This is a genomic window from Mesorhizobium sp. WSM4906 (genome assembly GCF_029674625.1).
Classification (GTDB): domain Bacteria; phylum Pseudomonadota; class Alphaproteobacteria; order Rhizobiales; family Rhizobiaceae; genus Mesorhizobium.
Genome location: NZ_CP121355.1, coordinates 6297626 through 6321401, shown reverse-complemented (window position 1 = coordinate 6321401; position 23776 = coordinate 6297626). Strand labels below are relative to the sequence as shown.

22 protein-coding genes are annotated in these 23776 nt (G+C 64.8%); 11 read left to right on the top strand and 11 right to left on the bottom strand.

The features are described from left to right. The first annotated feature begins 35 nt into the window (after positions 1–35). Positions 36–2264 carry an EAL domain-containing protein gene (locus QAZ22_RS30575; RefSeq protein ID WP_278204633.1) on the top strand — a complete coding sequence of 743 codons (2229 nt, stop codon included), beginning with the start codon at positions 36–38 and terminating at the stop codon, positions 2262–2264. Positions 2265–2266: 2 nt separating this feature from the next. Here the strand turns inward: QAZ22_RS30575 and QAZ22_RS30570 are convergent, their stop codons facing one another. Further along, positions 2267–3223, bottom strand: a complete 957-nt coding sequence (locus QAZ22_RS30570; protein ID WP_278204632.1) for a LysR substrate-binding domain-containing protein — start codon at positions 3221–3223, stop codon at positions 2267–2269. Positions 3224–3403: 180 nt separating this feature from the next. On the opposite strand from QAZ22_RS30570, the gene QAZ22_RS30565 reads away from it, so the two are divergent. Then, the gene (locus QAZ22_RS30565) at positions 3404–3694 is read left to right on the top strand and encodes a DUF1127 domain-containing protein (protein ID WP_278204631.1); all 291 of its coding nucleotides are present in this window, start codon (positions 3404–3406) and stop codon (positions 3692–3694) included. A gap of 238 nt (positions 3695–3932) precedes the next feature. On the opposite strand, the gene QAZ22_RS30560 is transcribed toward QAZ22_RS30565, so the two are convergent. The 5 genes from QAZ22_RS30560 to QAZ22_RS30540 form a co-directional block, all read right to left on the bottom strand. After that, positions 3933–4283, bottom strand: coding sequence for a hypothetical protein (locus QAZ22_RS30560; RefSeq protein ID WP_278204630.1), 351 nt, complete (start codon positions 4281–4283; stop codon positions 3933–3935). A gap of 135 nt (positions 4284–4418) precedes the next feature. After that, positions 4419–5444, bottom strand: a complete 1026-nt coding sequence (locus tag QAZ22_RS30555; protein WP_278204629.1) for a DUF937 domain-containing protein — start codon at positions 5442–5444, stop codon at positions 4419–4421. Between the two features lie 99 nt (positions 5445–5543). Next, positions 5544–6917 carry a glutamate--cysteine ligase gene (locus QAZ22_RS30550; RefSeq protein WP_278204628.1) on the bottom strand — a complete coding sequence of 458 codons (1374 nt, stop codon included), beginning with the start codon at positions 6915–6917 and terminating at the stop codon, positions 5544–5546. 208 nt (positions 6918–7125) lie between these two features. Beyond that, entirely contained in the window at positions 7126–7860 is a 735-nt protein-coding gene (locus QAZ22_RS30545; protein ID WP_278204627.1) for a 16S rRNA (uracil(1498)-N(3))-methyltransferase, read from the bottom strand. 133 nt (positions 7861–7993) lie between these two features. Then, on the bottom strand, positions 7994–8641 hold the full coding sequence (locus QAZ22_RS30540) for a hypothetical protein (protein WP_278204626.1): 648 nt from the start codon (positions 8639–8641) through the stop codon (positions 7994–7996). Between the two features lie 87 nt (positions 8642–8728). Here QAZ22_RS30540 and QAZ22_RS30535 point away from each other — a divergent pair, with 87 nt between their 5' ends. Together QAZ22_RS30535 and QAZ22_RS30530 are read left to right on the top strand one after the other, a co-directional pair. Further along, a complete protein-coding gene (locus tag QAZ22_RS30535) occupies positions 8729–9427 on the top strand; it encodes a type 1 glutamine amidotransferase (protein WP_278204625.1) in 699 nt (232 codons plus the stop codon). 295 nt (positions 9428–9722) lie between these two features. Further along, entirely contained in the window at positions 9723–9854 is a 132-nt protein-coding gene (locus QAZ22_RS30530) for a hypothetical protein (RefSeq protein ID WP_275955501.1), read from the top strand. A gap of 46 nt (positions 9855–9900) precedes the next feature. On the opposite strand, the gene QAZ22_RS30525 is transcribed toward QAZ22_RS30530, so the two are convergent. The 3 genes from QAZ22_RS30525 to QAZ22_RS30515 are packed head-to-tail and all read right to left on the bottom strand — an operon-like array spanning position 9901 to position 12694. After that, positions 9901–10671, bottom strand: coding sequence for a metallophosphoesterase (locus QAZ22_RS30525; RefSeq protein WP_278204624.1), 771 nt, complete (start codon positions 10669–10671; stop codon positions 9901–9903). Between the two features lie 59 nt (positions 10672–10730). Beyond that, positions 10731–11867, bottom strand: coding sequence for an alpha-hydroxy acid oxidase (locus QAZ22_RS30520; RefSeq protein ID WP_278204623.1), 1137 nt, complete (start codon positions 11865–11867; stop codon positions 10731–10733). A 23-nt stretch (positions 11868–11890) separates the two neighbouring features. Further along, positions 11891–12694 (bottom strand): FCD domain-containing protein, encoded by an 804-nt coding sequence (locus QAZ22_RS30515; RefSeq protein ID WP_278075317.1) that lies wholly within the window; start codon positions 12692–12694, stop codon positions 11891–11893. A gap of 208 nt (positions 12695–12902) precedes the next feature. Here QAZ22_RS30515 and QAZ22_RS30510 point away from each other — a divergent pair, with 208 nt between their 5' ends. The 6 genes from QAZ22_RS30510 (at position 12903) to glcF (ending at position 20510) form a co-directional block, all read left to right on the top strand. Next, entirely contained in the window at positions 12903–14225 is a 1323-nt protein-coding gene (locus QAZ22_RS30510; RefSeq protein ID WP_278204622.1) for a DUF3422 family protein, read from the top strand. 115 nt (positions 14226–14340) lie between these two features. Then, positions 14341–15447, top strand: a complete 1107-nt coding sequence (locus tag QAZ22_RS30505; RefSeq protein ID WP_278207931.1) for an IS481 family transposase — start codon at positions 14341–14343, stop codon at positions 15445–15447. 340 nt (positions 15448–15787) lie between these two features. Then, positions 15788–17284 carry an FAD-linked oxidase C-terminal domain-containing protein gene (locus tag QAZ22_RS30500; RefSeq protein ID WP_278204620.1) on the top strand — a complete coding sequence of 499 codons (1497 nt, stop codon included), beginning with the start codon at positions 15788–15790 and terminating at the stop codon, positions 17282–17284. A gap of 235 nt (positions 17285–17519) precedes the next feature. Further along, positions 17520–18788, top strand: coding sequence for a glycolate oxidase subunit GlcE (glcE, locus tag QAZ22_RS30495; RefSeq protein WP_278204619.1), 1269 nt, complete (start codon positions 17520–17522; stop codon positions 18786–18788). After that, positions 18785–19174 carry a DUF4870 domain-containing protein gene (locus QAZ22_RS30490; RefSeq protein WP_278204618.1) on the top strand — a complete coding sequence of 130 codons (390 nt, stop codon included), beginning with the start codon at positions 18785–18787 and terminating at the stop codon, positions 19172–19174. Before glcE ends, QAZ22_RS30490 begins: the two co-directional genes overlap by 4 nt. Positions 19175–19184: 10 nt before the next feature. Then, on the top strand, positions 19185–20510 hold the full coding sequence (gene glcF, locus QAZ22_RS30485) for a glycolate oxidase subunit GlcF (RefSeq protein WP_278204617.1): 1326 nt from the start codon (positions 19185–19187) through the stop codon (positions 20508–20510). Between the two features lie 307 nt (positions 20511–20817). On the opposite strand, the gene QAZ22_RS30480 is transcribed toward glcF, so the two are convergent. Further along, entirely contained in the window at positions 20818–21738 is a 921-nt protein-coding gene (locus QAZ22_RS30480; protein ID WP_278075311.1) for a bifunctional 5,10-methylenetetrahydrofolate dehydrogenase/5,10-methenyltetrahydrofolate cyclohydrolase, read from the bottom strand. Between the two features lie 334 nt (positions 21739–22072). Continuing rightward, on the bottom strand, positions 22073–22813 hold the full coding sequence (locus QAZ22_RS30475; RefSeq protein ID WP_278204616.1) for a L,D-transpeptidase: 741 nt from the start codon (positions 22811–22813) through the stop codon (positions 22073–22075). A 213-nt stretch (positions 22814–23026) separates the two neighbouring features. Between QAZ22_RS30475 and QAZ22_RS30470 the strand changes: the two genes are divergently transcribed. Then, positions 23027–23665: a DNA-3-methyladenine glycosylase I gene (locus QAZ22_RS30470; RefSeq protein ID WP_278204615.1), complete on the top strand. Its 639-nt coding sequence runs from the start codon at positions 23027–23029 to the stop codon at positions 23663–23665. Positions 23666–23776 lie beyond the last annotated feature (111 nt).

The window sequence follows — 23776 nt, the reverse complement described above, 5'->3', positions numbered from 1 at the left end:
CTTTGACTGGCGGCAGGAGAGCCGGCCGGGGACGCATGAGCGCACGCAACAACAGCAGCCCGTTGACGCATCAAGTCACGCTGACCGTGCTGACGCTTGCCGCTTTCGCGCTGGCCATGGTCGTCGGCTTCGGCTTTTACGCCGCCTCTCAGGCCGACAATGCCTCGCTCGTACATCAGAAGATGTTCATCGCCGATGGCCTCAAGGATCAGATCGCGGCAGTCGAGCGAGAGCAGGAAAGCGTAACCGTCTGGGACGATTCCGTCACCAATGTCAGGGCCGGCAATCAGAGCTGGATTGAAGAGAACCTCAGCGTCTGGATGTATACCTATTACGGTCACAACCGCGTCTACATTCTCGATGCCGCTGACCGTCCCATCCACGCCATGCAGGAAGGCAAGGTGGTCGATCCGTCCGCCTTTGGAGATGACGAGCCTGCCTTGCAGCCATCCATCGAGAAGCTGCGCCGCATGCTGGCTGAGCGGCCGAAGGCCGATGCGTCCGGTCAGACGGCCAACATGGTCGCGGAGGACCTAGTGTCGTTTGCCGGCAAGCCGGCGATCCTGAGCGTCATGCCGCTGGTGCCGAGCACGGACCGGGTCACGCAGGCGCCCGGCACCGAATATCTGCATGTGTCGGTGGAGTTCATCAACGACGCCGTCATCAACAAGATCGCCAAAAAATACCTGCTCGACGGCGCGCGCCTCATGCCGCTGTCGCAACCGGTCGGCGCGGCCGCCGTTCCGCTGGTCGATTCCCGCGGCGTCATTCTCGGCTATATCGGCTGGGGCCAGGAACGGCCCGGCCTCACCCTGGTGCGCGAGATGGCGCCGTCGCTGGGCTTGGCGCTGCTGGTGGCGGCCGGTGTTCTGACTTTCCTGCTGCGCAGGCTCCGCCGCGCCTCGTCGGCGCTGCAGACCAGCCAGGATGAAGCGCAATATCTCGCCTTCCACGACACGCTCACCGGTCTGCCCAACCGGGCTTTGTTCGAGGACCGCCTGCGGCGGGCTCTGCTCAGGGCCAGCCAGGACATGACGGTTCACGACATGGGAAGGGTGGCGCTGCTCTATCTCGATCTCGACCGCTTTAAGCATATCAATGACACGCTCGGCCATCCTGCGGGGGATGAGCTGGTGCGTCAGACGGCGGCCAGGCTACAGCACACCGTTCGCGAGGTGGATACCGTGGCGCGGCTGGGCGGCGACGAGTTCGCGCTGATCCTCGTCGATATCCGCGATGTCCGTGCCGCCGAGGATGTCGCCGAGCGGCTGTTGCAGAAGTTGCAGGAGCCGTTCAAGCTCGTGGAGGATCAGGTCTTCGTCAGCGCCTCGATCGGCATCGCGCTATCGGCCGGCGGCGAAACCGATGCCGACGATCTGCTGCGCAAGGCCGACATCGCGCTTTACGAAGCCAAGAAGAATGGCCGAGGCCGGCATCAGATCTTCGCCGGCAACATGGACGACTTGCTCTTGCGCAAGCGCAAGGTCGAGACCGAGCTTCGCAAGGCCCTCGACGGCGGGACCGGCATCAGGCTCGCCTACCAGCCGGTCTTCGCGGCGAACGGCAAGACGATCCTCGGCGCGGAGGCGCTGATCCGCTGGGGGCATGACGTGCATGGCGCATTGCCGGCTGCGCAGTTCATCGCCATCGCCGAGGAGCGCGGCATGATCGGCCAACTCGGCGCATGGGTGCTGCAGGAGGCCTGCCGCTTCGCCGTGCGGACCGACTTGCCGTGGCTCGCCGTCAACGTGTCGCCGCTGCAGTTGCGCGACGCCGGCTTTCCCGAACAAGTCGCCTTGATCCTTGCCGACACCGGGCTGGCGCCGCAGCGCCTGCAGTTCGAGATCACCGAAAGCGTGCTTCTGGACAACAGCGATGCTTCGAGGGCGGCTCTGGCCAGCTTGCGCCAGTTGGGCGTCGGCATCGTTCTGGACGATTTCGGTACCGGCTATTCGTCGCTGAGCTACCTGCGCCGCCACGCCATCGACAAGCTCAAGATAGACCGTTCCTTCGTGCGTCTTCTCGATGGCGACGGCAACTCGGCGGCGATCGTCAAGGCGCTGATCGATCTCGCCGTCGCGCTCGGGGTCGACGTCACCGCCGAGGGCGTGGAGACCGAGGCGCAGAAGATGCTGCTGGTCGCCATGGGTTGCCGGCAACTGCAGGGCTATTTCCTGTCGCCTCCGCTCGATCCGGTGCAACTGCTAGGCCTCTCCGGTCTGGCTTCGTCGGACGAGGTCGAGCCGGCCGCCGCTCGCGCTTGACCCTACCAGCCGGGCAGGATCTGGCTGGGCTTGGTCCGCTTCATCTTGGCATAGGCGAGGGCGGCGAAGTCGAAGCTTCCCGTCTCTTCGCCGACCGGCACGGAAATGTTGTCGAGGCTTTCCGCGATGTGCCTGGCTAGCGCATCGACGATCTCGGGCTGCGAGGTCTGGCCGCGCATGATGCCGATGCGGCAATCGGGCAACGTGTCGAACCCGTCGGCTTCGCCAAGCACGCGCATGCCTGGCCTGAGCGCGCATTCCGGCAGCACCGAGATGGCGAGGCCTGAAAGCACGGCGGCGGTGATCACGGTGGCCGAGAAGCTGGAGAACAGCACGCGATATTCGCGATTCTGCCGGTCGAGCACGTCGACGGCCGCGCGCCGCCAGATGCAGTTCGGCCGGCCGAACGCCATCGGCAGGATTTCCTGCTCATGCGTGGCGTGGTTGGCCGAGGTGACCCACAAAAGCGGCTCGCGCCGCACCACTTCCGACTGGCCGCGCGTGTCGTTGTGCGTCACCAGCGCGAGATCGAGATTGCCGCGCTTGATGTGCTCGACCAGCCCCGGCGTCGGCTCGCAGATGACTGTGAGCTCCACACGCGGATTGGAGCGCGAGAAGCGCGCCATGATCTCGGGCAGGAAGCGGTCGGCATAGTCGTCCGGCGTGCCGATACGGATGGTGCCCTCGAGCCGCTGGTCGTCGAAGGCCGCGAGCGTCTCGCGGTTGAGGTAGATCAGCCGCCTCGCATAGGAAAGCAGCCTGTCGCCTTCCTCGGTCAGCTTGTTGGTGCGGCCGTCCTTTTCGAACAGCGGCTTGCCGATCCGTTCCTCCAGCCGGCGCATCTGCATCGACACCGCCGACTGCGTCCGATGCACCTCTTCGGCTGCCCGCGTGAAGCTTCCGGTGTCGGCGATCGAGATGAAGGTCTGCAACTGATCGAGATCGAGAGGCGCTTTCATCGGTCAAACCCATCATTGATGTTGATGCTACAGATTAAAAACATTCGTTGGATTAATCAATCACGTGATGGCAAATTGGCATCGTCCACATGAAAGCATGTGAATGGAATCCGGAACGGCGCTCCTCCCAGGCGCCGTTTGGCCGGTTTCGTCCGCTCGACTCCTGAAGGAGAGACTGACATGATCACGATCGAATTCGCCTCCGAGACCCCGCGCATCACCACGCGTCCGGCCGTTGCGACGCGCGTGCTCAATGCAGTCGCCGACGCCTTTCGCGCCTGGAAAAACCGCCGCGCCTTCTATCGCCTCGGGGAGATGTCGGATGCCGAGCTTGCCGATATCGGCCTGACCCGCGCCGATCTCCATGTCGCCGTCGCCGTGCCTTTCGGCCGCGATCCGACGGTGAAGCTGCGCGCGATCGCAGAAGAGCGCGCCGACACCATAGAGGATCTCGCCCGCAAGGTTGCCTGACAGGTTTAGGCCTCAGGCTTTTCGATCGCCTTGAACCTTTTGAAGGCTAAGCGCGACCAAGTTTCATGCAGGCTCCCACACTCCCAGCCGGTTCCCCGCCGGCCTGCCTGCAGATTGCCCGGTTCTCCTCCAGGACCGGGCATTTTTTATAGGCTTCGACTCGTGACCGGAAGAATTGGTTGCCGCCAGCCGCATTCAAATCAATGAAAACAGTAAAAGCCGTCTATGGACGCGGGCTCTAATCTGGCGCCATCTGGCAATCGGGACCGACCCACTTACCCGTCGTAATATCCAACTCAGCATCCATGTTCGCGGCGCTGCATACGGGATAACGATCGTCACCCTGTCGGGCCTTGCTGCGGCTTCTGTATTGATTGACAAGGGTGTCGTGGTCTGGCTGCTGCGGGCCCCCCTGCCGCAGTGAAAGCTGCATCATGCAGTTAGCGAAAGCATCCGTACCTTCTTCAAAGCCGAAGCCAACGCATTGCGCCTCGTTCTTCGAGCTTTGACCAGCGTTTCCGCGGCTTGTTGTGCAGCCCATCAACGATGCGGCAAGCATCAGTAGCAACATAGAGGACGAAGGGCGCATCCCGCTTTTCCTTATGATTCACAATGCTCGATGGTGAAGTTGTAATCGATAAGATCCAGCCGGCAACCAGTCGCGGCGAGGATTGCGGCGCTCGGCTCTCTTGCTAGCGGGACGTCGCTCCGGCGGTATTCGGGCTCACCGCCGGTCCATGCCGCGCCTGAACTGGTCGAAAATCGTCTCCATGCCCTTCTGATACTCGTCGCGCTGCTGCGCGCCGGTCTCGAACATCCTGCCGAAGATGTCGTCGAACGGGTTCCGAGGCCGGCCGCTCGGATTGGTTTGCGGCTGCGGCGGCTGACTCTGTTGGGGTTGGCGTTGCGGCGTCTGTGGCGCCGGCTGTCCGCCCGGCGTGCCGAAGCCGCCGCCTTGGCGCAGCATCTCCTCGAAGATCTTGCCGAGCGGACTATCGCCATAGGGGCTCTGCGTTTGCGGCGATCGGGTTTGCTGCGGCTGCTGCGCGCCGCCGCCGAACATATTTTGCAGCACCTTGCCGAGCGGATTGTCGCCGTAAGGATTGGGCGCCTGCTGCGGCTGGCTTTGCGGTTGCTGCGCGCCGCCGCCGAACATGTCCTGCAACACCTTGCCGAGCGGGTTGTCGCCATATGGATTGGGCGCCTGGCGCGTTTGCTGGGCCTGCGCGCCGCCGCCCGCCTGCCGCATCATCTCCTCGATGATTTCGCCGAGCGGATTGCTGCCGCCGCCAAAGCCGCCGGCGGCCTGCATCTGCCCCCCCGCCAGCTGATTGTTGGTCTGCTTGAACAGCCCGCCCATCATCATCGAGGCCATCGCCGGCAGCATCTGCTGCAGCACCTGCTGGCTGAGCCCGGTCGCCTGCGCGGCCTGGGCGGCCACGGCGCGCGACAAATCCTTCGAGCCGAACAAATGGCCGAGGATGCCGTTGCCTTCGTCTATGCCTTGCGGCGTGAAGGCCCGGCTGGCGTCCTCGAAATATTTGGCGTGCTGGCCGCTCGCCATCGCCGTCATGAAGGCGCCCATTCCGTAGGGATCGGCCGTGTTGCGCTGCAGTCCCTGCGAGAAGGCCGGCAGCAACGCCTGCACCGCGGCCTGGGTCTGCTGCATCGACAGACCGAACTGCTGGGCCAGCGCCTGCATGGCGGCGCCGTTCTGGGCTTGCGAAAACATATCGAACAGGGAAGGCATGGGATCTCCTCCGCAATATCCTCGCGCAGGAGCCTAGTTCGTTTCCATCCCCGATTGAAGCAGCTTTTGCCGCGCCACCGTCAGACGGAAGCCCGACGGTTAATAGGCATATTCCATGAACACCGGCTCGATCGACCCGCCCCAGCGCGTATGGTAGGCCGAAAGCATCTCCTCGGCGCTGGTGGTGCCGCGCGCCACGACCTCGTCGAGCGTGTTGAGGAACGACGTCTCGTCATAGCCGTCGCGGTTCTTCTTGCCGCGGTTCTTCAACCCCATGCGCGCGATGGCGAGCACGTCGCGGGCAACCTCGCGCAAGGTGGCGTTGCGGAACGGCGCCGAAATGCCGTGTTCCGGAACCGCATTGCGCATCGCCAGCGCCTCCTCGTAGGTCCAGCTCGATGTCAGCGTCTCGGCGGCGTCCAGCGCCTGCTCGTCATAGAGCAGTCCGACCCAGAAGGCCGGCAGCGCGCAGATGCGCCGCCACGGCCCGCCATCGGCGCCGCGCATTTCAAGGAAACGCTTCAGCCGCACATCGGGGAAGAGGGTCGACAAGTGGTTCGCCCAGTCGCCCATTGTCGGCAGCCCATCAGGCACTTGCGCGCGCGCGGCCCCTGCCATGAACTGGCGGAACGTGTAGCGCGTCATGTCGTGATAGTGGCCGTCGCGGATAACGAAATACATCGGTACGTCGAGCGCCCATTCGACATAATCGGCGAAGCCGAAGTCGGGCGCGAAGCAGAATTCCAGCATGCCGGAACGCTGGTTGTCGGTGTCGCGCCAGATGTCGCCGCGCCAGCTCTGCAGCCCGTTCGGCCGGCTCTCGGTGAAGGGCGAATTGGCGAACAGCGCCGTCGACAGCGGCTGCAGCTTCAGCGACACCTGCATCTTGCGGCGCATGTCGACTTCGCTCTCGAAGTCGAGGTTCACCTGGATCGTGCAGGTGCGGTACATCATGTCGAGGCCCTTGGAACCGACTTTCGGCATGTAGCGGGTCATGATCTCGTAGCGCGACTTCGGCATTTTCGGCGTTTCGGCGAGCGACCATTTCGGGCTGCCGCCGAGGCCGAGGAAGCGGATGCCGAGCGGCTCGGCGATCTCGCGCACCTGCGCCAGATGCGCATTGCCCTCGCGGCAGGTCTGGTGGATCGACTCCAGCGGCGCGCCGGAAAGCTCGAACTGCCCGCCGGGCTCCAGCGAGATCGCGCCCTGGCCGGTCGGCTCGACCAGGCCGATGATGCGGCCGGCATCCATGATCGGATCCCAGCCGAGCTTTTCCTGCATGCCTTCGAGTATGGCGCGGATGCCGCGCTCGCCGCCATAGGGCACCGGCGCGTTGCCGTCGATATAGAAGGGGAATTTCTCGTGCTCGGTGCCGATCCGCCATTTGTCGCGCGGCTTGTTGCCCGCGGCCAGGTAGCCGACGAGTTCGTCGATGCCTTCGATGGGACTGGTATCGGTTGTGTCGCGCGCCATTAGAAAGCCCTCCCGCCGCGTGACCCCGAAAATCGGCTTCGATTTTCGGAAAGGATCATGCGCCAAATCAAAGTGCTACAGCCTCCTTTGCGCGTCCGAAAGGACGCGCGGCGGTGTAGTAGGTCGGTCGACCGCCGGGCGCTAGATGGACGAAATGTCAGTAGCCGATCAAGCGAAAAATCCTGAGCCACGGCTCAACTGGATTTGATCACCAGTCCCCGATCGCGGCCTGCATCACGGCAAGCGCCGCCACCGCCGCCGTATCGGCGCGCAGGATGCGCGGTCCAAGCGGGATGGCGGTGACGAAGGGCAGCGCCCTCAGCATCTTGCGCTCATCGTCGGAAAATCCGCCCTCGGGTCCGACCAGCAGCGCAAGTTTTTTCTCTTGCACCTTCTGCAAGGCCGGCAGCGGATTGTTGGTCGAGGCATCCTCGTCGCAGAAGATCAGCCGCCGACCCTTGTCCCAGCCGCCGAGCAGCCGCTCCAGCTTCTCCGCCTCGCGCACTTCCGGCACGGCCAGGATGCCGCATTGCTCGGCCGCCTCGACGACATTGGCGCGCAGTCGATCGATGCCGGGCTTCGCCACTTGCGTATGCTGGGTGATGACAGGCTGCAGGATGCCGGCGCCCATCTCCACCGCCTTCTGCACCAGATAGTCGAGCCGGCCTTGCTTCAGCGGGGCGAAGCAATAGACGAGGTCGGGCAGCGGCGGTTGCGGCCGCTGCAGGGAAAGCACCTTGAGCCGCACCGCCTTCTTGGATTTGGCGGCGATCGAAGCCGACCACTCGCCGTCGCGGCCGTTGAAGAGCAGGACCTCCGCGCCTTCGCCGAGCCGCAGCACATGCGCGAGATAATGGCTTTGCTGTTGTCCGGCATCGAATTCGACGCCCGGTCCGAGATCGTCCGGCACGAACAGTCGCTGCATCTTGTAGTTGGCGCGCATGGCCCAAGCAGGTTCCGCAAAAGTGTCCTGCGGTTTTGCGATCAGAGCCTGCGAAAAACAAGGGAATCTAAGCAGATATTCGTGGGACATCCCACGAATATCTGCTTGGCAATGGGCGAGGCGCGGGGCGGCGTCAAGTATCGGCGGAGGGATGCCAGACCGGCACGTAGCCCTGTCTCAGGACCGAAACGCTCGTGGCGGGTGTGATCAGCCGCAGCAGCTTCCCGACAAGGCCGTCGAATGCGATTGGATCATCGTAGCCTGTAAACGACCATCTTAGCGCCGTGCCGTCGCGGAGCGCATAAGCAGTGCTGCCATCTGCCACCACCGTCCCATTCGGAAAGGCGCCAAGCTCTTCGACGGCGACAGCCGGAGGCCGCCCACCCGAAGCCAGTCGCTCCTTGTGCAGTCGCTTGTCGACCATCGGTGCGCGCGGCACGGCAATGCCGAAGGCCTCGCCGAAAAGGCTGACGAAATCGGTCGCCCGTTCGCGCCGGCAGAAGAAGCAGGGCCGGTGGCCGGCGGCTAAAGCCGTCACCTCGTCGAGGAAGAACAGTTCGGTCCAGCCGGCCTTGCCGCCCGGCCTGTTGCGGCCCATCGGCTCGCGCCGCACGTTGCGGAATTCGCAGACGCAGATGATCCAGGCCGACAAGGCCCAGCGCTTCTTCAGCAGCGTCTTCGTCTCGGGGTCGTGGATGATGCCGCGATTGCCCATGAACAGCCCGCGCTGGGGTACGGCGTGGATGGCGCCGAACGGATCGACCCGGTTCTGCAGTGGCATAGCTTTCTCTCCGGCACGCAGCTTGGCTGAAATGCGGTCGGCATGATATCGCTCGCCCCAGCATTTTCATGTCAGCAGGGTTTCTAGATGCGGGTGCTGGTGGTCCAGAACTACGACAATACCGGCCTTGGCCAGGTCGGCGCCGCGCTTGCGGAGGCCGGCGCCGAGCTCGACCTGCGCCGCCCCTACCAGGGCGACCCGCTGCCGCAGGACGCGAACGGTCACGATGCCATGGTGGTGCTGGGCGGCGGGCAGAATGCGCTGGACGATCATGACTATCCCTATTTTCCGGCCCTGCTCGAACTGACGCGCGATTTCGCCGGCAAGGACCGGTCGGTGCTCGGCATCTGTCTTGGCAGCCAGCTCGTCGCCCGCGCCTTTGGCGCTGAGAACCACATTGGCGGCGCAGTCGAATTCGGCTGGTGCGGCGTGTCGCTGACGACATCAGCCAAGGCCGATCCGGTGCTTAGCGCCTTGCCGGAAAAATTCCCGATCTTCCAATGGCACGACGACACGTTCGACCTGCCTGAGGAGGCCGTGCGGCTCGCCGGCAACGATGTCGCCCAGAACCAGGCCTTTCGCATCGGCCGCGCCGTCTACGGCTTCCAGTTCCATTTCGAGGCGGATCGCCCGCTGGTGCGCGACTGGAGCACCTCCTTCGCGACGTTGATCGCCGACCGTCATCCCGACTGGGCCGGCAAGCTCGATGACGAGATGGCCCGCAACGGGCCCGATGCCGACGCCGCCGGGCTCGCCATTGCCCGCGCTTGGGTGGCGACGATCTGATCATCTCGCCGACCGCCGCGCCAAGCGTGACATAATTGGCACGCGACGGCGGTTCCGCCTGGGGAAAACCTGCTTCGTCCTTGGCTTGTGCTCGCCCGCCATCCTAGAAGGCGCGCGCCCTGTATCGTCTGTGCAACCGCGATGAACCTTCTGTGTGATCCATGCGACACACCGGCGATACAGAATCTGCCTAGAAGCGCGAAATCGTCGAAACATTGAGATGCATTTTATCGTTTCAACGCATTGGTAACCGCCTCGTGCACAGATGCAGAAAGCTTAACCAGAGATAACGTCCGTGAAAGCAGCGCTTTTGTCCTTTGTCATGCTGTCTGCCATCGTCGTGTGCGGCCTCGGCATTTATTCCGCCGACGCGGCCAACAATCATCAGGCCGTCGACGGCTACGGCGTCACCGCCGCGCTTCGCTAAAGCCTGGTCCTTCCCCAGAGGCGGAAAGCCGATCCCACAGTCGGGATCAGAGCGCCTTTCCCTTGACCGCCAGGACACGCTTTTCGGCGCCGTCGACGGCGAACGCGCTCAGCGTTCCCGATTGCCAGGCGAGGGTGTCGACATTGACGCGGTTGGCCATCACCTCTGCCTCGGGGACCGGTGTGTGCCCGTGCACGATCACCTTCGGATAGAGGCCGGGGTGGTCGTGGAAGGCATCGCGGATCCAGATCAGGTCCTGCGGAGTCTGGCTTTCGAGCGGGATGCCGGGCCTGATGCCGGCGTGGCAGAAGAAGAAGTCGCCGAAGGTCACTGAAAAGGACAGCGAGCGCAGGAAGTCGACATGGGCTTGCGGCACCGCTTCGACCAAGGCTGCGTGTCCGTGCGCCAGTGCCTCGTCCGGCCTGCCGAACCAGCCGCTGCCGGTCGAGAGCTTGACCCCGTATGACGCCGCGGTCTGGACGCCGCCATAGCGCATGAACAGCCCGTCCGGGTCCGGGCGGTCGAGAAAATCGAGGAAGCCGATGTCGTGATTGCCGGCGAGCATCAGGTTGCGCGGATCGCGTTCTCGTGCCTCGATCAGGAAATCGATGACGCTTTTGGAGTCCGGGCCCCGGTCCGTATAATCGCCGAGATGGATGATGCGCCAATCGGACGCCGCTGCGTGTTCCAGCTCGGTCTCGATCCGGTGGTGCATGGCGGCGAGCAGGTCGTGGCGGCCATGCACGTCGCCGATGGCATAGAGCCGCATGCCGTCCGGCCCGCGCGCGTCGAGAAAATGAATGCCGGTCTCAGTCAATGCGTACGTCTTCCCGTGTCGTTCATCACGGGAAACTAGGGCGGATCGGTGAACAAGGCCTAGCGCCGCAGCTGGTCCTTGCCCATGTCGGTTACCAAACGCTTACCGCACAGCGCCAGCGTGATGTCCATCTCCTTGCGGATGATCTCCAGCGCCTTGGTGACGCCCGCCTTGCCCATCGCGCCGAGCCCGTAGAGGAACGGCCGGCCGATATAGGTGCCCTTGGCGCCGAGGCAGAGCGCCTTGAGCACGTCCTGGCCCGAGCGGATGCCGCCATCCATATGCACCTCGATCCGGTCGCCGACGGCATCGGCGATTTCTTCAAGCACCGAGATCGACGACGCGGCGCCGTCGAGCTGCCGGCCGCCATGGTTGGAGACCACGATCGCGTCCGCTCCGGTCTCGGCGGCCATCAGCGCGTCCTCCTTGTCGAGGATGCCTTTCAGGATCAGCTTGCCGCCCCAGCGCTCCTTGATCCAGGCGACGTCCTTCCACGACAGCTGCGGATCGAATTGTTCCGTCGTCCAGGACGACAGCGAGGAGACGTCGCCGACGCCCTTGGCGTGGCCGACGATGTTGCGGAAGGTTCGGCGCGGCGTGCCGGCCATGCCCAGGCACCAGCGTGGCTTGATGGCCAGGTCGATGATGTTGGCGAGCGTCATTTTCGGCGGCGCCGAAAGCCCGTTGCGGATGTCCTTGTGGCGCTGGCCGAGGATCTGCAGGTCGAGCGTCAGCACCAGCGCCGAGCATTTCGCCGCCTTGGCGCGATCGATCAGGTTGAGCACGAAATCCTTGTCGCGCAGCACGTAAAGCTGGAACCAGAACGGCTTCTTGGTCACCGAGGCGACATCCTCGATCGAGCAGATGCTCATGGTCGACAGCGTGAACGGCACGCCGAACTCTTCCGCCGCCTGCGCCGCCAGCATCTCGCCGTCGGCATGCTGCATGCCGGTCAGCCCGGTCGGCGCCAGCGCCACCGGCATCGCCACCGTCTGGCCGATCATGGTCGATTCCAGCGAGCGGTTGCTCATGTCGACCAGCACGCGCTGGCGGAACTTGATCTTTTGGAAATCCTCTTCGTTGGCTCGGTAGGTGCTCTCGGTCCAGGCGCCGGAATCGGCATAGTCGAAGAACATCTTCGGCACCTTGCGGCGCGCCATGTCCTTGAGGTCGGCGATGGTCAGGATGTCGCTCATGGTGGTCCCCGCTTGATCAGTGCTTAGGAGCGTTTGCGTGTGGGTTCGATGTCGCCGGCTTCCGAGCGTTGTCTCAGCCTCAGCCGCGAGACGCGCTGCCAGTCGCCGCTGCGCTCGGCTTCCGCCATGGAGCGCTCGACATAGGTGATGTGGTCCATGGCCGCCTTGCGCGCCGCGATCGGGTCCGCCGCCTTGATCGCGGCGTGGATTGCCCGGTGCTGCCCGAGCAGCGCCTCGCGCGCGCCGGGCACGGTGAACACCAGAAGCCGGTTCTGGAACACGCCATCGGACAGCAGCCGGTAGCAGGAGCGCAACGTGTGCAGGAGGATGATGTTGTGCGCGCATTCGCAGACCGCGTGATGGAACTCGACGTCGATCTCCGCCTCGTCGTCGAAGTCGCCGGTCCGGTGCGCCTCGTCCATGCGCGCCATGATGCGGTCGAGCAGGGCAAGGTCCTCGGGCGTCGCGCGCCGCGCCGCGTATTCGGCCGCGATCGCCTCGATCTCGCGCCGGTATTCCAGATAGTCGGTCACCGCCTTGCGGTGCATCGAAATCAGGTCGGTCACCGGCTTGGTGAAAAGCTGGCCGATGACGTCGGCGACATGCGTGCCGCCGCCCGGCCTGGTGGTCAGCAGCCCGCGCGCCTCCAGCGCCTTCAGCGCATCGCGCAGGATCGGCCGCGACACGTCGAACTGCCTCGCCAGCTCGCGCTCGCCCGGCAGCCGGTCGCCGGTGCGCAGCACGCCTTCGAGGATCAGGCTCTCGATCTGCTGCACCACCTCGTCGGCGGTGCGCGAATGCTCGATCCTGGAGAAGATATCGCTCAACGGAGGGGCGCCTGGGAACGGGATGGATGTCGCGCAGACTAAAGCCTCTGTCGCCAACTGGTCAAATTATTTATCCAATTCACCGGACCCGGTCGGTTCTGGCGCCGCGCCGTCGCATCGACGGCTGCTCAAATTTGCTGTTTACGTGCCTTGCCGATTGCCGCAAGAAAACCCGATTGCACGAAGGGTCGAAACCAGGGGGCCAACCGTGTCGGACGAGACGTCCAACCTCGAATTCCAGCCGCGCGCCCAGGGCAGCGTCATGGGCTTTCCGGCGTATGAGGGACGCCCCGGCGCGCTGGGCGAGGTCCATGCCCGTCCGCATCCGCTGATCGAGAAGCCGCGCGTGCTTGTCCAGCTTTCCTTCATGACCGAGGGTGGCGCGGCCGTCGATCATGCTGTGCTGTCCGAATTGTCGCGGCGCCTCGGCATCGCCGCGCCCGAGCATTACGCCCGCCATCACGCCATGAAGTGGGGCAAGGGCACGCTGCGCTGGGAACGGCATACGGAATTTTCGACTTACCTTTGGGAGGGGCCGCTGGCCGAAAACGGCCGGGGCCAGGAGGATTCGCCCTTCGGCAACGGCTTCTCGCCGCCGGGAACGGTGATCTCCGGCATCCGGCTCGAGATCCGCAAATGGACGCCGGCGAGCGAGAAGCTGATCGCCGATTTCGACCCGACCAGCCTTTGCTATTCGCTGGTCGAGCGCGGTGCCGCGGCCATCGTCACCGATTTCCGCCAGGATGGCGATGGGCTGACCCGCATTCTGGTGCTCGATCGCAGCCTGACGCCTGCCAGCACCGGCGCGCTGTCGCAGCGGCTGATCGACATCGAGACCTACCGGACGCTTGCCATGCTTGGCCTGCCGCTGGCGCTGACATTGTCCGGTCGCGCCCGCCGCATCGAGGACCGGCTGGCGCAGACGACGCTGGAAATGAAGGCGGCCGAGACCCGCGACAGCCAGACGCTGCTCGCCGACCTCACCGAACTCGCCGCCGAACTGGAGGCCGATGCCGCCTCCAGCCTCTACCGTTTCGGCGCCAGCCGCGCCTATGACGGCATCGTCACCGAGAGGCTGGGGGCGCTGGAGGAGGAGCCGGTGCAGGGCTACGACACCTGGGCGGGCTTCCTGCAGCGGCGCATGGCGCCGGCCATGCGAACCTGCCGCTCGGTGGAGGAGCGCCAGGCCAATCTTTCGCGAAAACTCACCCGCACCACCACGCTGCTGCGCACCTGGGTCGATGTCGAGGTCGAGAAGCAGAACCGCGACCTGCTGGCCTCGATGAACAACCGCGCCCGGCTGCAGCTGCGCCTGCAGCAGACCGTCGAAGGCCTGTCGGTCGCCGCCGTCTCCTATTATGTCGTCGGCCTCATCGGCTATGTCGCCAAGGGCGCGTCGGTCTTCGGTCACGCTTTCGCGCCGGAAGTCGTCACCGCGGCTTCGGTGCCGGTCGCCATCCTGCTCGTCTGGTGGGGCGTGCGCCGCGTGCGGCGGCTGCACTCCGAGCCGGCCAAGCATCCGGGCGAGTAACCTCTCCCCCCTGTATGGACTGGGGACATCGCGAACAGGTGTGCGAAGACATCGCGAACAGTTTCGTGCGTTTTGCGCGGGGAGGTTCGTGGTGCCATTCGAGGCCAGGAGCGTGATGAGCCAGAAGGAAGAGTTTGTAAGACTGGCGCTGGCGCCAGGGGCGAATGTGAGCGCGCTGTGCCGTCGCTTCGGGATCGGACGAACCTGCGGGCACAAATTGATCGCGCGGTTTGGTGCGGAAGGCGTAGCCGGGCTGGCGGAGCGTTCGCGGCGGCCAAAGTCGAGCCCGCGGCGCAGCCCGCCGTCGCTGGAAGCAGCGGTTGTGTCGCTGCGGAAGGAATGCCCGGCCTGGGGTGGGCGCAAGATCGCTGGCGTGCTCGAGCGCGACGGCATCGGCGCCATTGCTCCTTCGACGGTGAGCGGCATCTTGCGGCGCAACGGCGTCGAGCTGGGTGCGTTGGGCGGCGGCGCTCAGCCCTTCATCCGCTTCGAGCACGAAGCCCCCAACGATCTGTGGCAGATGGACTTCAAGGGCCATGTGCCACTGCGCCAGGGACGGCTGCATCCGCTCACCGTGCTCGACGACCATTCGCGCTTCTCGCTGGCCCTGGAGGCCTGCTCCGACGAGACGACCGAGACCGTCAAGGCGCGGCTGATCACGGCGTTCCGGCGCTATGGCCTGCCGTGGCGCATCGCCATCGACAACGGCCCGCCCTGGGGCGACGGCGGCCGCAACAACCTCACCGTGCTCGGCGTCTGGCTGATCGAGGTGGGCGTGGCCATCAGTCATTCCCGGCCCTACCATCCCCAGACGCTGGGCAAGGACGAGCGCTTCCACCGCTCCCTCAAGGCCGAGGCGCTGCAGGGGCCGCCCTTCGAGAGCCTCCAGCACGCCCAGAGCGCCTTCGACAGCTGGCGCCATCTCTACAACACCAAGCGCCCGCACGACGGCCTTGCCGGCGCTGTGCCGCTCGACCGCTACCGGCCCTCCGGCCGCGACTTCTGCGAGACCGTGGCGCCCTTCGACTACGCCGCCGGCGACCTCCTGCGCAAAATCCAGCAGAAGGGAGCGACCTCGCTGTTCGGGCGTGCCTTCAAGATCTGCAACGCCGTCGCCGGCAAGGTCGTCGCCTTCAGGCCGACCGAAATCGACGGCGTCTTCGATGTCTTCTTCCGACACCAGAAGATCCAAACCATCGACCTCAACCAGTTCCAGCGCTAGCATGGGAAACTGTTCGCGATGTCTTCGCACACCTGTTCGCGATGTCCCCAGTCCATACACCCCCTTGCGGGGGAGATGTCGCCGAAGGCGACAGAGGGGGTCGCCTCGCGTGAAGCGCCAGCGCCTTCCTCGACGACAGGCCTCGGCGATTTCCGTGAGACGACCCCCTCTGGCCGCTTCGCGGCCATCTCCCCCTCAAGGGGGGAGAACGCCAGCGGCAGATTGCCGCTGCGGAAGTGCGTACCTATGGTCCACGCCCGATCCCGACCAAAGCAGGGTTTGCAACGACCGCGCTTCACTGGTAAAAGATTTTGACCAGTCAAGCCAGATGAGGCTGCCCATGTCCGGCCTTGCCATGCCCAAGCCAGATGCCGAGACGATGCGCCGGCGCGCCGAGATCGTCGCCGACATGCGCATCATCGTGCCGGGCGAGGGCGTCGTCGATACGGCGAACGAAATGCGCGCCTTCGAGAGCGACGGCCTCACTGCCTACCGGCAATTGCCGCTGGTGGTGGTGCTGCCGGAGACGGTGGCGCAGGTGTCGCGCGTGCTGAAATACTGCAACGAGCGTAACATCCGCGTCGTGCCGCGCGGCTCCGGCACCTCGCTCTCCGGCGGTGCGCTGCCGCTCGAGGATGCAGTGCTTCTCGTGATGAGTCGCTTCAACCGCATCCTGGCGATCGACTACCCCAACCGCGTCGTCGTCGCCCAGCCGGGCGTTACCAATCTCGGCATCACCACCGCCGTCGAGCAGGAGGGCTTTTATTACGCCCCCGATCCATCCTCCCAGATTGCCTGCTCGATCGGCGGCAACGTCGCGGAGAATTCCGGCGGCGTGCATTGCCTGAAATACGGCCTCACCGCCAACAATGTGCTGGGCATCGAGATGGTGCTGATGAATGGCGAGGTGGTGCGGCTCGGCGGCAGCCATCTCGACCAGGAAGGCTATGACCTGCTCGGCGTCATGACCGGCTCGGAAGGCCTGCTCGGCGTCGTCACCGAGGTCACCGTGCGCATCCTGAAGAAGCCGGAGACGGCGCGCGCGCTGTTGATCGGCTTTCCGACCAGCGAAGAGGGCGGCCAGTGCGTCGCCGACATCATCGGCGCCGGCATCATCCCAGGCGGCATGGAGATGATGGACCGGCCGGCGATCCACGCGGCGGAAGATTTCGTCCATGCCGGCTATCCGCTCGATGTCGAGGCGCTGCTTATCGTCGAGCTCGACGGACCGAGCGTCGAGGTCGATCATCTGATCGGTCTCGTCGAGGCGATCGCCTACCGCAACGGCTCGACCATCTGCCGCATTTCGCAATCGGAGCAGGAGCGGTTGAGTTTTTGGGCCGGCCGCAAGGCGGCCTTCCCTGCGGTCGGCCGCATCTCGCCCGACTATTACTGCATGGACGGCACCATCCCGCGCAAGGAACTGCCGCGGGTGCTCGCCGGCATGCGCGACCTTTCCGAGAAATACGGGCTCGGCGTCGCCAATGTCTTCCACGCCGGCGACGGCAATCTGCATCCGCTGATCCTCTACGACGCCAATGTGCCGGGCGAACTCGACAAGGCCGAGAGTTTCGGCGCCGACATCCTGCGCCTCTGCGTCGAGGTCGGCGGCGTCTTGACCGGCGAGCATGGCGTCGGCGTCGAGAAGCGCGACCTGATGCCGGAGATGTTTAACCAGATCGACCTCGACCAGCAGATGCGGGTCAAATGCGCCTTCGACCCCAACCATCTGCTCAACCCCGGCAAGGTCTTCCCGCAGCTCCGCCGCTGCGCCGAGCTCGGCCGCATGCATGTGCACCGCGGCCAGGTGGCGTTCCCGGATATTCCGAGGTTTTGATGAGGGCTCAAATTCGCACATGGGCGTTCCTTCGCGCCCCCCTCTGTCCTGCCGGACATCTCCCCCACTTGGGGGGAGATTAGCGGCTCCGGCGCCCCGCTCAATCCTGCAACGTCGACAATTGGCGAAAGCCGCGATGACGGCCGATCTCCCCCCAAGTGGGGGAGATGTCCGGCAGGACAGAGGGGGGCGCGAAGGAACTCGACGTATCCACTTTCGAGATGGCTACGTCGCCATGACCACCTTCGCCCCATCCACTTCCGCCGAAGTCCTCGCCACCATCCAATGGGCGGCCGCCGAAGAAGCGCCGCTGGAAATCCTCGGCCACGGTTCCAAGCGCGGCATCGGCCGTCCGCTGCAGACCGAACACACGCTCGACCTGTCGAAGCTCACCGGTGTCACCCTCTATGAACCGGCCGAGCTGGTGCTGTCGGCCAAGGCCGGCACGCCGCTCGCCGAAATCGAAAAGCTGCTCGCAGAAAACGGCCAGCAATTCGCTTTCGAGCCGATGGACTACGGCCCGCTGCTCGGCGGCGAGCCGGGCCAAGGAGCCAAGAACGGCACCATCGGCGGCGTGCTGGCTTCCAACCTGTCCGGCCCGCGGCGTCTCAAGGCGGGTGCGGCGCGCGACCATATCCTCGGCATATCGGCGGTTTCGGGCCGCGGCGAGGCCTTCAAGTCGGGCGGCCGCGTCGTCAAGAATGTCACCGGCTACGATCTTTCCAAGCTGATGGCGGGAAGCTGGGGCACGCTCGCCGTGCTGACCGATGTCACCTTCAAGGTCCTGCCTGCTGCCGAGACCGAGGTGACCCTGGCAATCCGCGGTTTGCTCGACGATGCCGCAGTCGCCGCCATGGCGCTGGCGCTGGGCTCCAGCGCCGAAGTCTCGAGCGCGGCCCATCTGCCGGAGCGGATCGCGGCGCGCGTCGCCGCCGGCCATCTCGGCAGCGATGCCGCGACGCTGCTGCGCGTCGAAGGCTTTGGCCCGTCGGTCGTCTATCGCACCGAGGCCTTGCGGACGCTGCTCGGCAAGGCCGGTCCGCTGCAGGAAATTGCCGGCGAGGCTTCGAAAACCATCTGGCGCGACATCCGCGATTGCGCGCCTTTCGCCGATGGCGGCGCGAGGCCGGTCTGGCGCGTCTCGATGGCACCGTCGCATGCGCATCACATGGTGATGGCGCTGCGCATGCATGCGGCCGTCGATGCCTTCTATGACTGGCAGGGCGGGCTGGTGTGGCTCTCGATGCGCGAGGACGATCCGGAGGCCGAGCTGCTGCGCAGACTTGTCCGCAAACATGGCGGCGGCCACGCGACGCTGGTGCGCGCTGCGGCCTCGCATCGCGCCGCTTTGCCGGTGTTCGAGCCGCAGCCGCCGCATCTGGCGGCACTGTCGGCCAGGCTCAAGGCCGAGTTCGATCCGAAGCATATTCTCAACTCCGGCCGCATGGCGCCGGATGCCGGCTCTGCTACTCTTCCTCGGTCAACGGAGGAAGCAGCACCATGAGCAATACCGATCCAGGCCCGGACACAGGCCCGCGTCAGACCGACCGCTGGCTGGAGCCAGGCCAAACCAACGCGCTGGTCATCTACATTCTCTACCTCGCCAGCCTCGTCATCGGCGTGACCGGCATTGTCGGCATCGTGCTTGCCTACATCAACCGCGGCAAAGCGGGCGGCTTCGTCGAAAGCCACTACACATTCCTGATCAGGACTTTCTGGATCGGCCTTCTCTACGCGTTGATCTCCGTGGTCCTGATGATGCTCGCGATCGGCTTCCTGCTGATGTTTGCGGTTGCCGTCTGGTTCATCGTCCGCTGCATTCTCGGCCTGCAGGCGCTGCAGCGGGGCGAGCCGGTCAGGAACCCGCAAAGCTGGCTCCTCGGACAGTAAGGATTTTTGTGTGCAGACCAATTTCTCAGCCGCACAGCTTGCCGATCCGCATGTCGCGGAATCGGAAAAGATCCTGCGCAAATGCGTGCATTGCGGCTTCTGCACCGCCACCTGTCCGACCTATGTGACATTGGGCAACGAGCTCGATTCGCCGCGCGGCCGCATTTATCTCATCAAGGACATGCTGGAGAACGGACGGCCGGCGGACAAGGAGATCGTCACCCATATCGACCGTTGCCTGTCCTGCCTTGCCTGCATGACGACGTGCCCCTCGGGCGTCAACTACATGCATCTCGTCGATCACGCCCGAGGCCATATCCACAAGACCTACAAGCGACCGCTGCTCGACCGGCTGACGCGCGCCATGTTGGCCTTCGTGCTGCCTTATCCGGGCCGCTTCCGCGCCGCGCTGAGACTGGCCGGGCTCGGCAGGCCTTTCATCGGCCTGTTCGAAACACTGCCGGCACTGAAGCCGGTCGCGGCAATGCTGAAACTCGCGCCGTCGTCTATCCCGCCGGCATCGCCGATGGCTTCGCCCGGCGTGCATGCCCGTCAAGGTGCGAAGCGCGGCCGCGTCGCCATCCTCACCGGCTGCGCGCAGTCGGTGCTCGATCCTGCCATCAACGAGGCGACGATCTCGCTGCTGACAAGGCTCGGCGTCGAGGTCGTGGTGCCGGAAAGCGAGGGCTGCTGCGGCGCGCTCGTCCATCACATGGGCCGCGAGGATCAGGCGCTTGCCTCGGCCAGGCAGAACGTCGACGTCTGGACGCGCGCCGTCGAGCAGGGCGGGCTCGACGCCATCATCATCACGGCGTCCGGCTGCGGCATCACGATCAAGGATTACGGCTTCATGCTGCGCCTCGATCCGGCCTATGCGGAAAAGGCCGCGCGCGTCTCGGCGCTCGCCAAGGACATCACCGAGTATCTCGCCGCTCTCGACCTGCCCGAACCTGTGCGCAAACCGGGCACGATCGTCGCCTATCATTCGGCCTGCTCGATGCAGCATGGCCAGAAGATCACCCGCCAGCCGAAGGAACTGCTGGCCAAGGCGGGCTTTATCGTGCGCGAGCCGCGCGAAGGGCATCTCTGCTGCGGCTCGGCCGGCACCTACAACATCCTGCAGTCCGAGATTTCGGCGAAGCTTCGCGACCGCAAGGTCCAGAATATCGAGGCGACGGGCGCTTCAGTTGTCGCCACCGGCAACATCGGCTGCATCACCCAGATCGCGTCCGCGGCCAGGCTGCCCGTGGTGCATACGATAAAACTGCTCGACTGGGCCTATGGCGGCCCGAAGCCTGAAGGTCTTTCGGAGGGAAAGCTAGTCGCGGCAGAGTGATGCAGTTCCTCGAGGATTCGACTTGGCCAGATGATTCTTCGGACTGCCGGCGCTGCCCCTCACCTGCCTGCCGGCATCCTCTCCCCGTATATAGTGACGGGGAGAGGGGCGCTGTCATCGCCGATTTCGCCAATCACCAGCGTTGCAAGGGGGTCGCTGCCGTTGCGGCCAGCCCCTTCTCCCCGTCACTATACGGGGAGAAGTGCCCGGCAGGGCGATGAGGGGCGGCGCCAGCTTCGACAATTGGCGTCAGCAAAAAAGCTGGAAACGGCCTTTAGCTGAAGCGATTGGCCTCGGCGTACCTCGCCTACTCCGCCGCGAGTTGGTCCGCCACGCCATAGGTCGCGCGGTAGAGCGCCCGCTGGCGGTTGAGCGCCACCATGGTGTTGCGCAGCAGGATCGCGACCGTGAGCGGGCCGACGCCGCCCGGCACCGGCGTGATCCAGGAGGCGACCTCCTTGACGCTCTCCGTGTCGACGTCGCCGACGATGCGGCTTTCGCCGTCCGGGCCGATTTCCGAATTGATGCCGATGTCGATGACGCAGGCTCCTGGCTTCACCATCTCGGCCTTGATCAGCCGCGGCCTGCCGACGGCGACGAACAGTGCGTCCGCGCGCCGCGCATGTGCCGCCACCGAACGCGTCATGTGATGGCAGACCGTCACCGTCGCGCCCTCGCTCATCAAAAGGAAGGCGATCGGCTTGCCGACGATCTCGGAATGGCCGACGACGACCACCTCGAGGCCTTTGAGATCGAGGCCGGTCTCCTTCAGCAGCTCGACCGAGGCGGCCGCCGTGCAGGGCGCCAGATCGAGCTGGTTGTAGACGATGTTGCCGATCGAGGCCGGATGCATGCCCTCGACGTCCTTCAGCGGATGCACCGCCGCCTGCAGCGTCTTGATCGGGATATGCGCGGGCACGGGCCGCTGGATGATGATGCCGGTGACGCGCGGATCCGCGTTGAGGCCGTGGATGGCGGCTTCCAGCTCGCCCGCCGTGGTGTCGGCGGCAAAACGCCTTTCCTCGAAGCCGATGCCGGCAAGCTCGGCCTTGGCGCGCTGGTTGCGCACATAGACATCGACCGCGGCAATGTCGCCGACGGTGATCGAGACAAGCTTCGGCGGAAAACCTTCCGCGGCGGCGATTGCCGCGTCATCGCGCACGGAAGCGATGATGCGCTGGGCGACCGGACCGCCTCTCAAATAGCGGCTGTCGTCGGACCGGGTCATGGCTGGCACCTCTGCCCTCTGGAGCAATTCCAGGAAAGGCCGTTTTCCGTCCGGAACTGCGTGAAACCAAGATTTGTGCGCTGCAATAGCAGAGGACCGCCGGGAAATCAGCCCCGAAAGCGAAACGTGCTGCTTCCGGGGCGACCCGGTGCGGAACAAAAAGGGCAGCGCGGTTTCCCGTGCTGCCCTTTCGTGACTGGCCGTATCCCCACACGGCCCGTCCCCCGTTAACTCGCTGCCAGTCTAAGCACGTTCCCCAAAAGTGCGCTATGGCCTGAGGGCAACAGCATCCGCCAAAAATACACGGCCCTGCTAACCGGCTGATTCGCAGTCACTATATCACCTCGACGGTCGTCCCGACATTCACGCGCTCGTAGAGGTCGACGACGTCCTCGTTGCGCATGCGGATGCAGCCCGACGACACCGCGCCGCCGATCGTCCAGGGCTGGTTGGTGCCGTGGATGCGGTATTCCGTGGTGCCGAGATAGAGCGCACGCGCGCCAAGCGGATTCTCGATGCCGCCCGCGAGATAGGTCGGCAGGTAGCGGCCCTTCGCCGCCTCGCGGGCGATCATCGCCGCCGGCGGGCGCCAGTCCGGCCACACCCTCTTGTCGGTGATCTTGTGCGTGCCCGACCATTCGAAACCGGGCTTGCCGGTGCCGACGCCATAACGCCGCGCCTTGCCGTCCTTTTCGATCAGGAAGAGAAAGTTCTGCTTGGTATCGATGACGATGGTGCCGGGTTTCTGCGGGCCGTCATAGGCCACTTCCTGCGGCAGGTAGATCGGGTTGATCTGTGGCCGCATCACCATGCGCTTGGCCGGCTGCTGCACGGCCGCGGTGCGCTGCCGGTCGGGCTGCGCCTGGAAAAGCCGCCGCAGCGGCTGTTGCGTCGCCTGCCGGGTCGGACGCACGATGCCCGGCGCATGGCCGAGCTGCAGCACCCAGGGTGCCGAAAGATCGGGGCTCACCATCACTGGAGGCCTGTCGGCATAACGGTCATTGGCGAAAGAGGTCGTCGCGCCGGCGGCAAGCACCGCGGCTGCGCCGAGCACGAAAGTGAACGCTGTCTTCATCGGAACGCACCTTGATCGTCGAACTCGTCCGAAGGCGGGGAGGCCCTCGGCGTGGCGATCCTTGGCGCGGAGCGGCAAGCAAAACATGAATCGGAATGCGTAAAATGCCGACTTGTCAGTAAACTTTTTGGTGTGGTTACCAGCCGGTTCAGGAATCTGGTAAAGCCACGGTAAAATGGGCGCTTGTGCGCATTAACGAACGGATTTGTGGCGATGGGACAAGAAAATGCCGGCCTGCTCGACGGCCCCGACGGTATCGCGCGCTGCTTCTGGCATGGCAATCTGCCGGATTACCTGCACTATCACGATCATGAGTGGGGCCGGCCGGTGGCGGACGATCGCCGCCTGTTCGAGAAGATCTGCCTGGAAGGCTTCCAATCAGGTCTGTCATGGCTCACCATCCTGCGCAAACGCGAGAATTTCCGCGAGGCTTTCGCCAATTTCGACTTCGACAAGGTGGCGCGCTTCACCGACCAGGACGTCGAACGCCTGCTCGGCAATGCCGGCATCATCCGCCATCGCGGCAAGATCGTCTCGACCATCAACAACGCCAAGCGCGCCCGCGAGCTTGCCGACGAGGCCGGCTCGCTGGCCGCCTGGTTCTGGAAGTTCGAGCCAGGCCCCGACGAGCGGCCGTCGGTCATCGACCTCGCGCATCTGCGCGCCAATCCGACGACGGCGGTTTCGGTCAGGATCTCGAAGGAGTTGAAGAAGCGCGGCTGGAGCTTCGTCGGCCCGACCACGGTCTACGCCTTCATGCAGGCGATGGGGCTGGTCAACGACCATCTCGAAGGCTGTGTGTGCCGGGCAGAGGTGGAGAAGGAAAGGAAGCGGTTTAAAAGGCCGAAGTAGCGTCACCTCTACCTCCCTCTTGTGGGGAGGTCGCGCCGAAGGCGCGGGTGGGGGTAAAAGGACGTCTTAGCGAACCCCACCCCAACGCTGCGCGTCGACCCTCCCCACAAG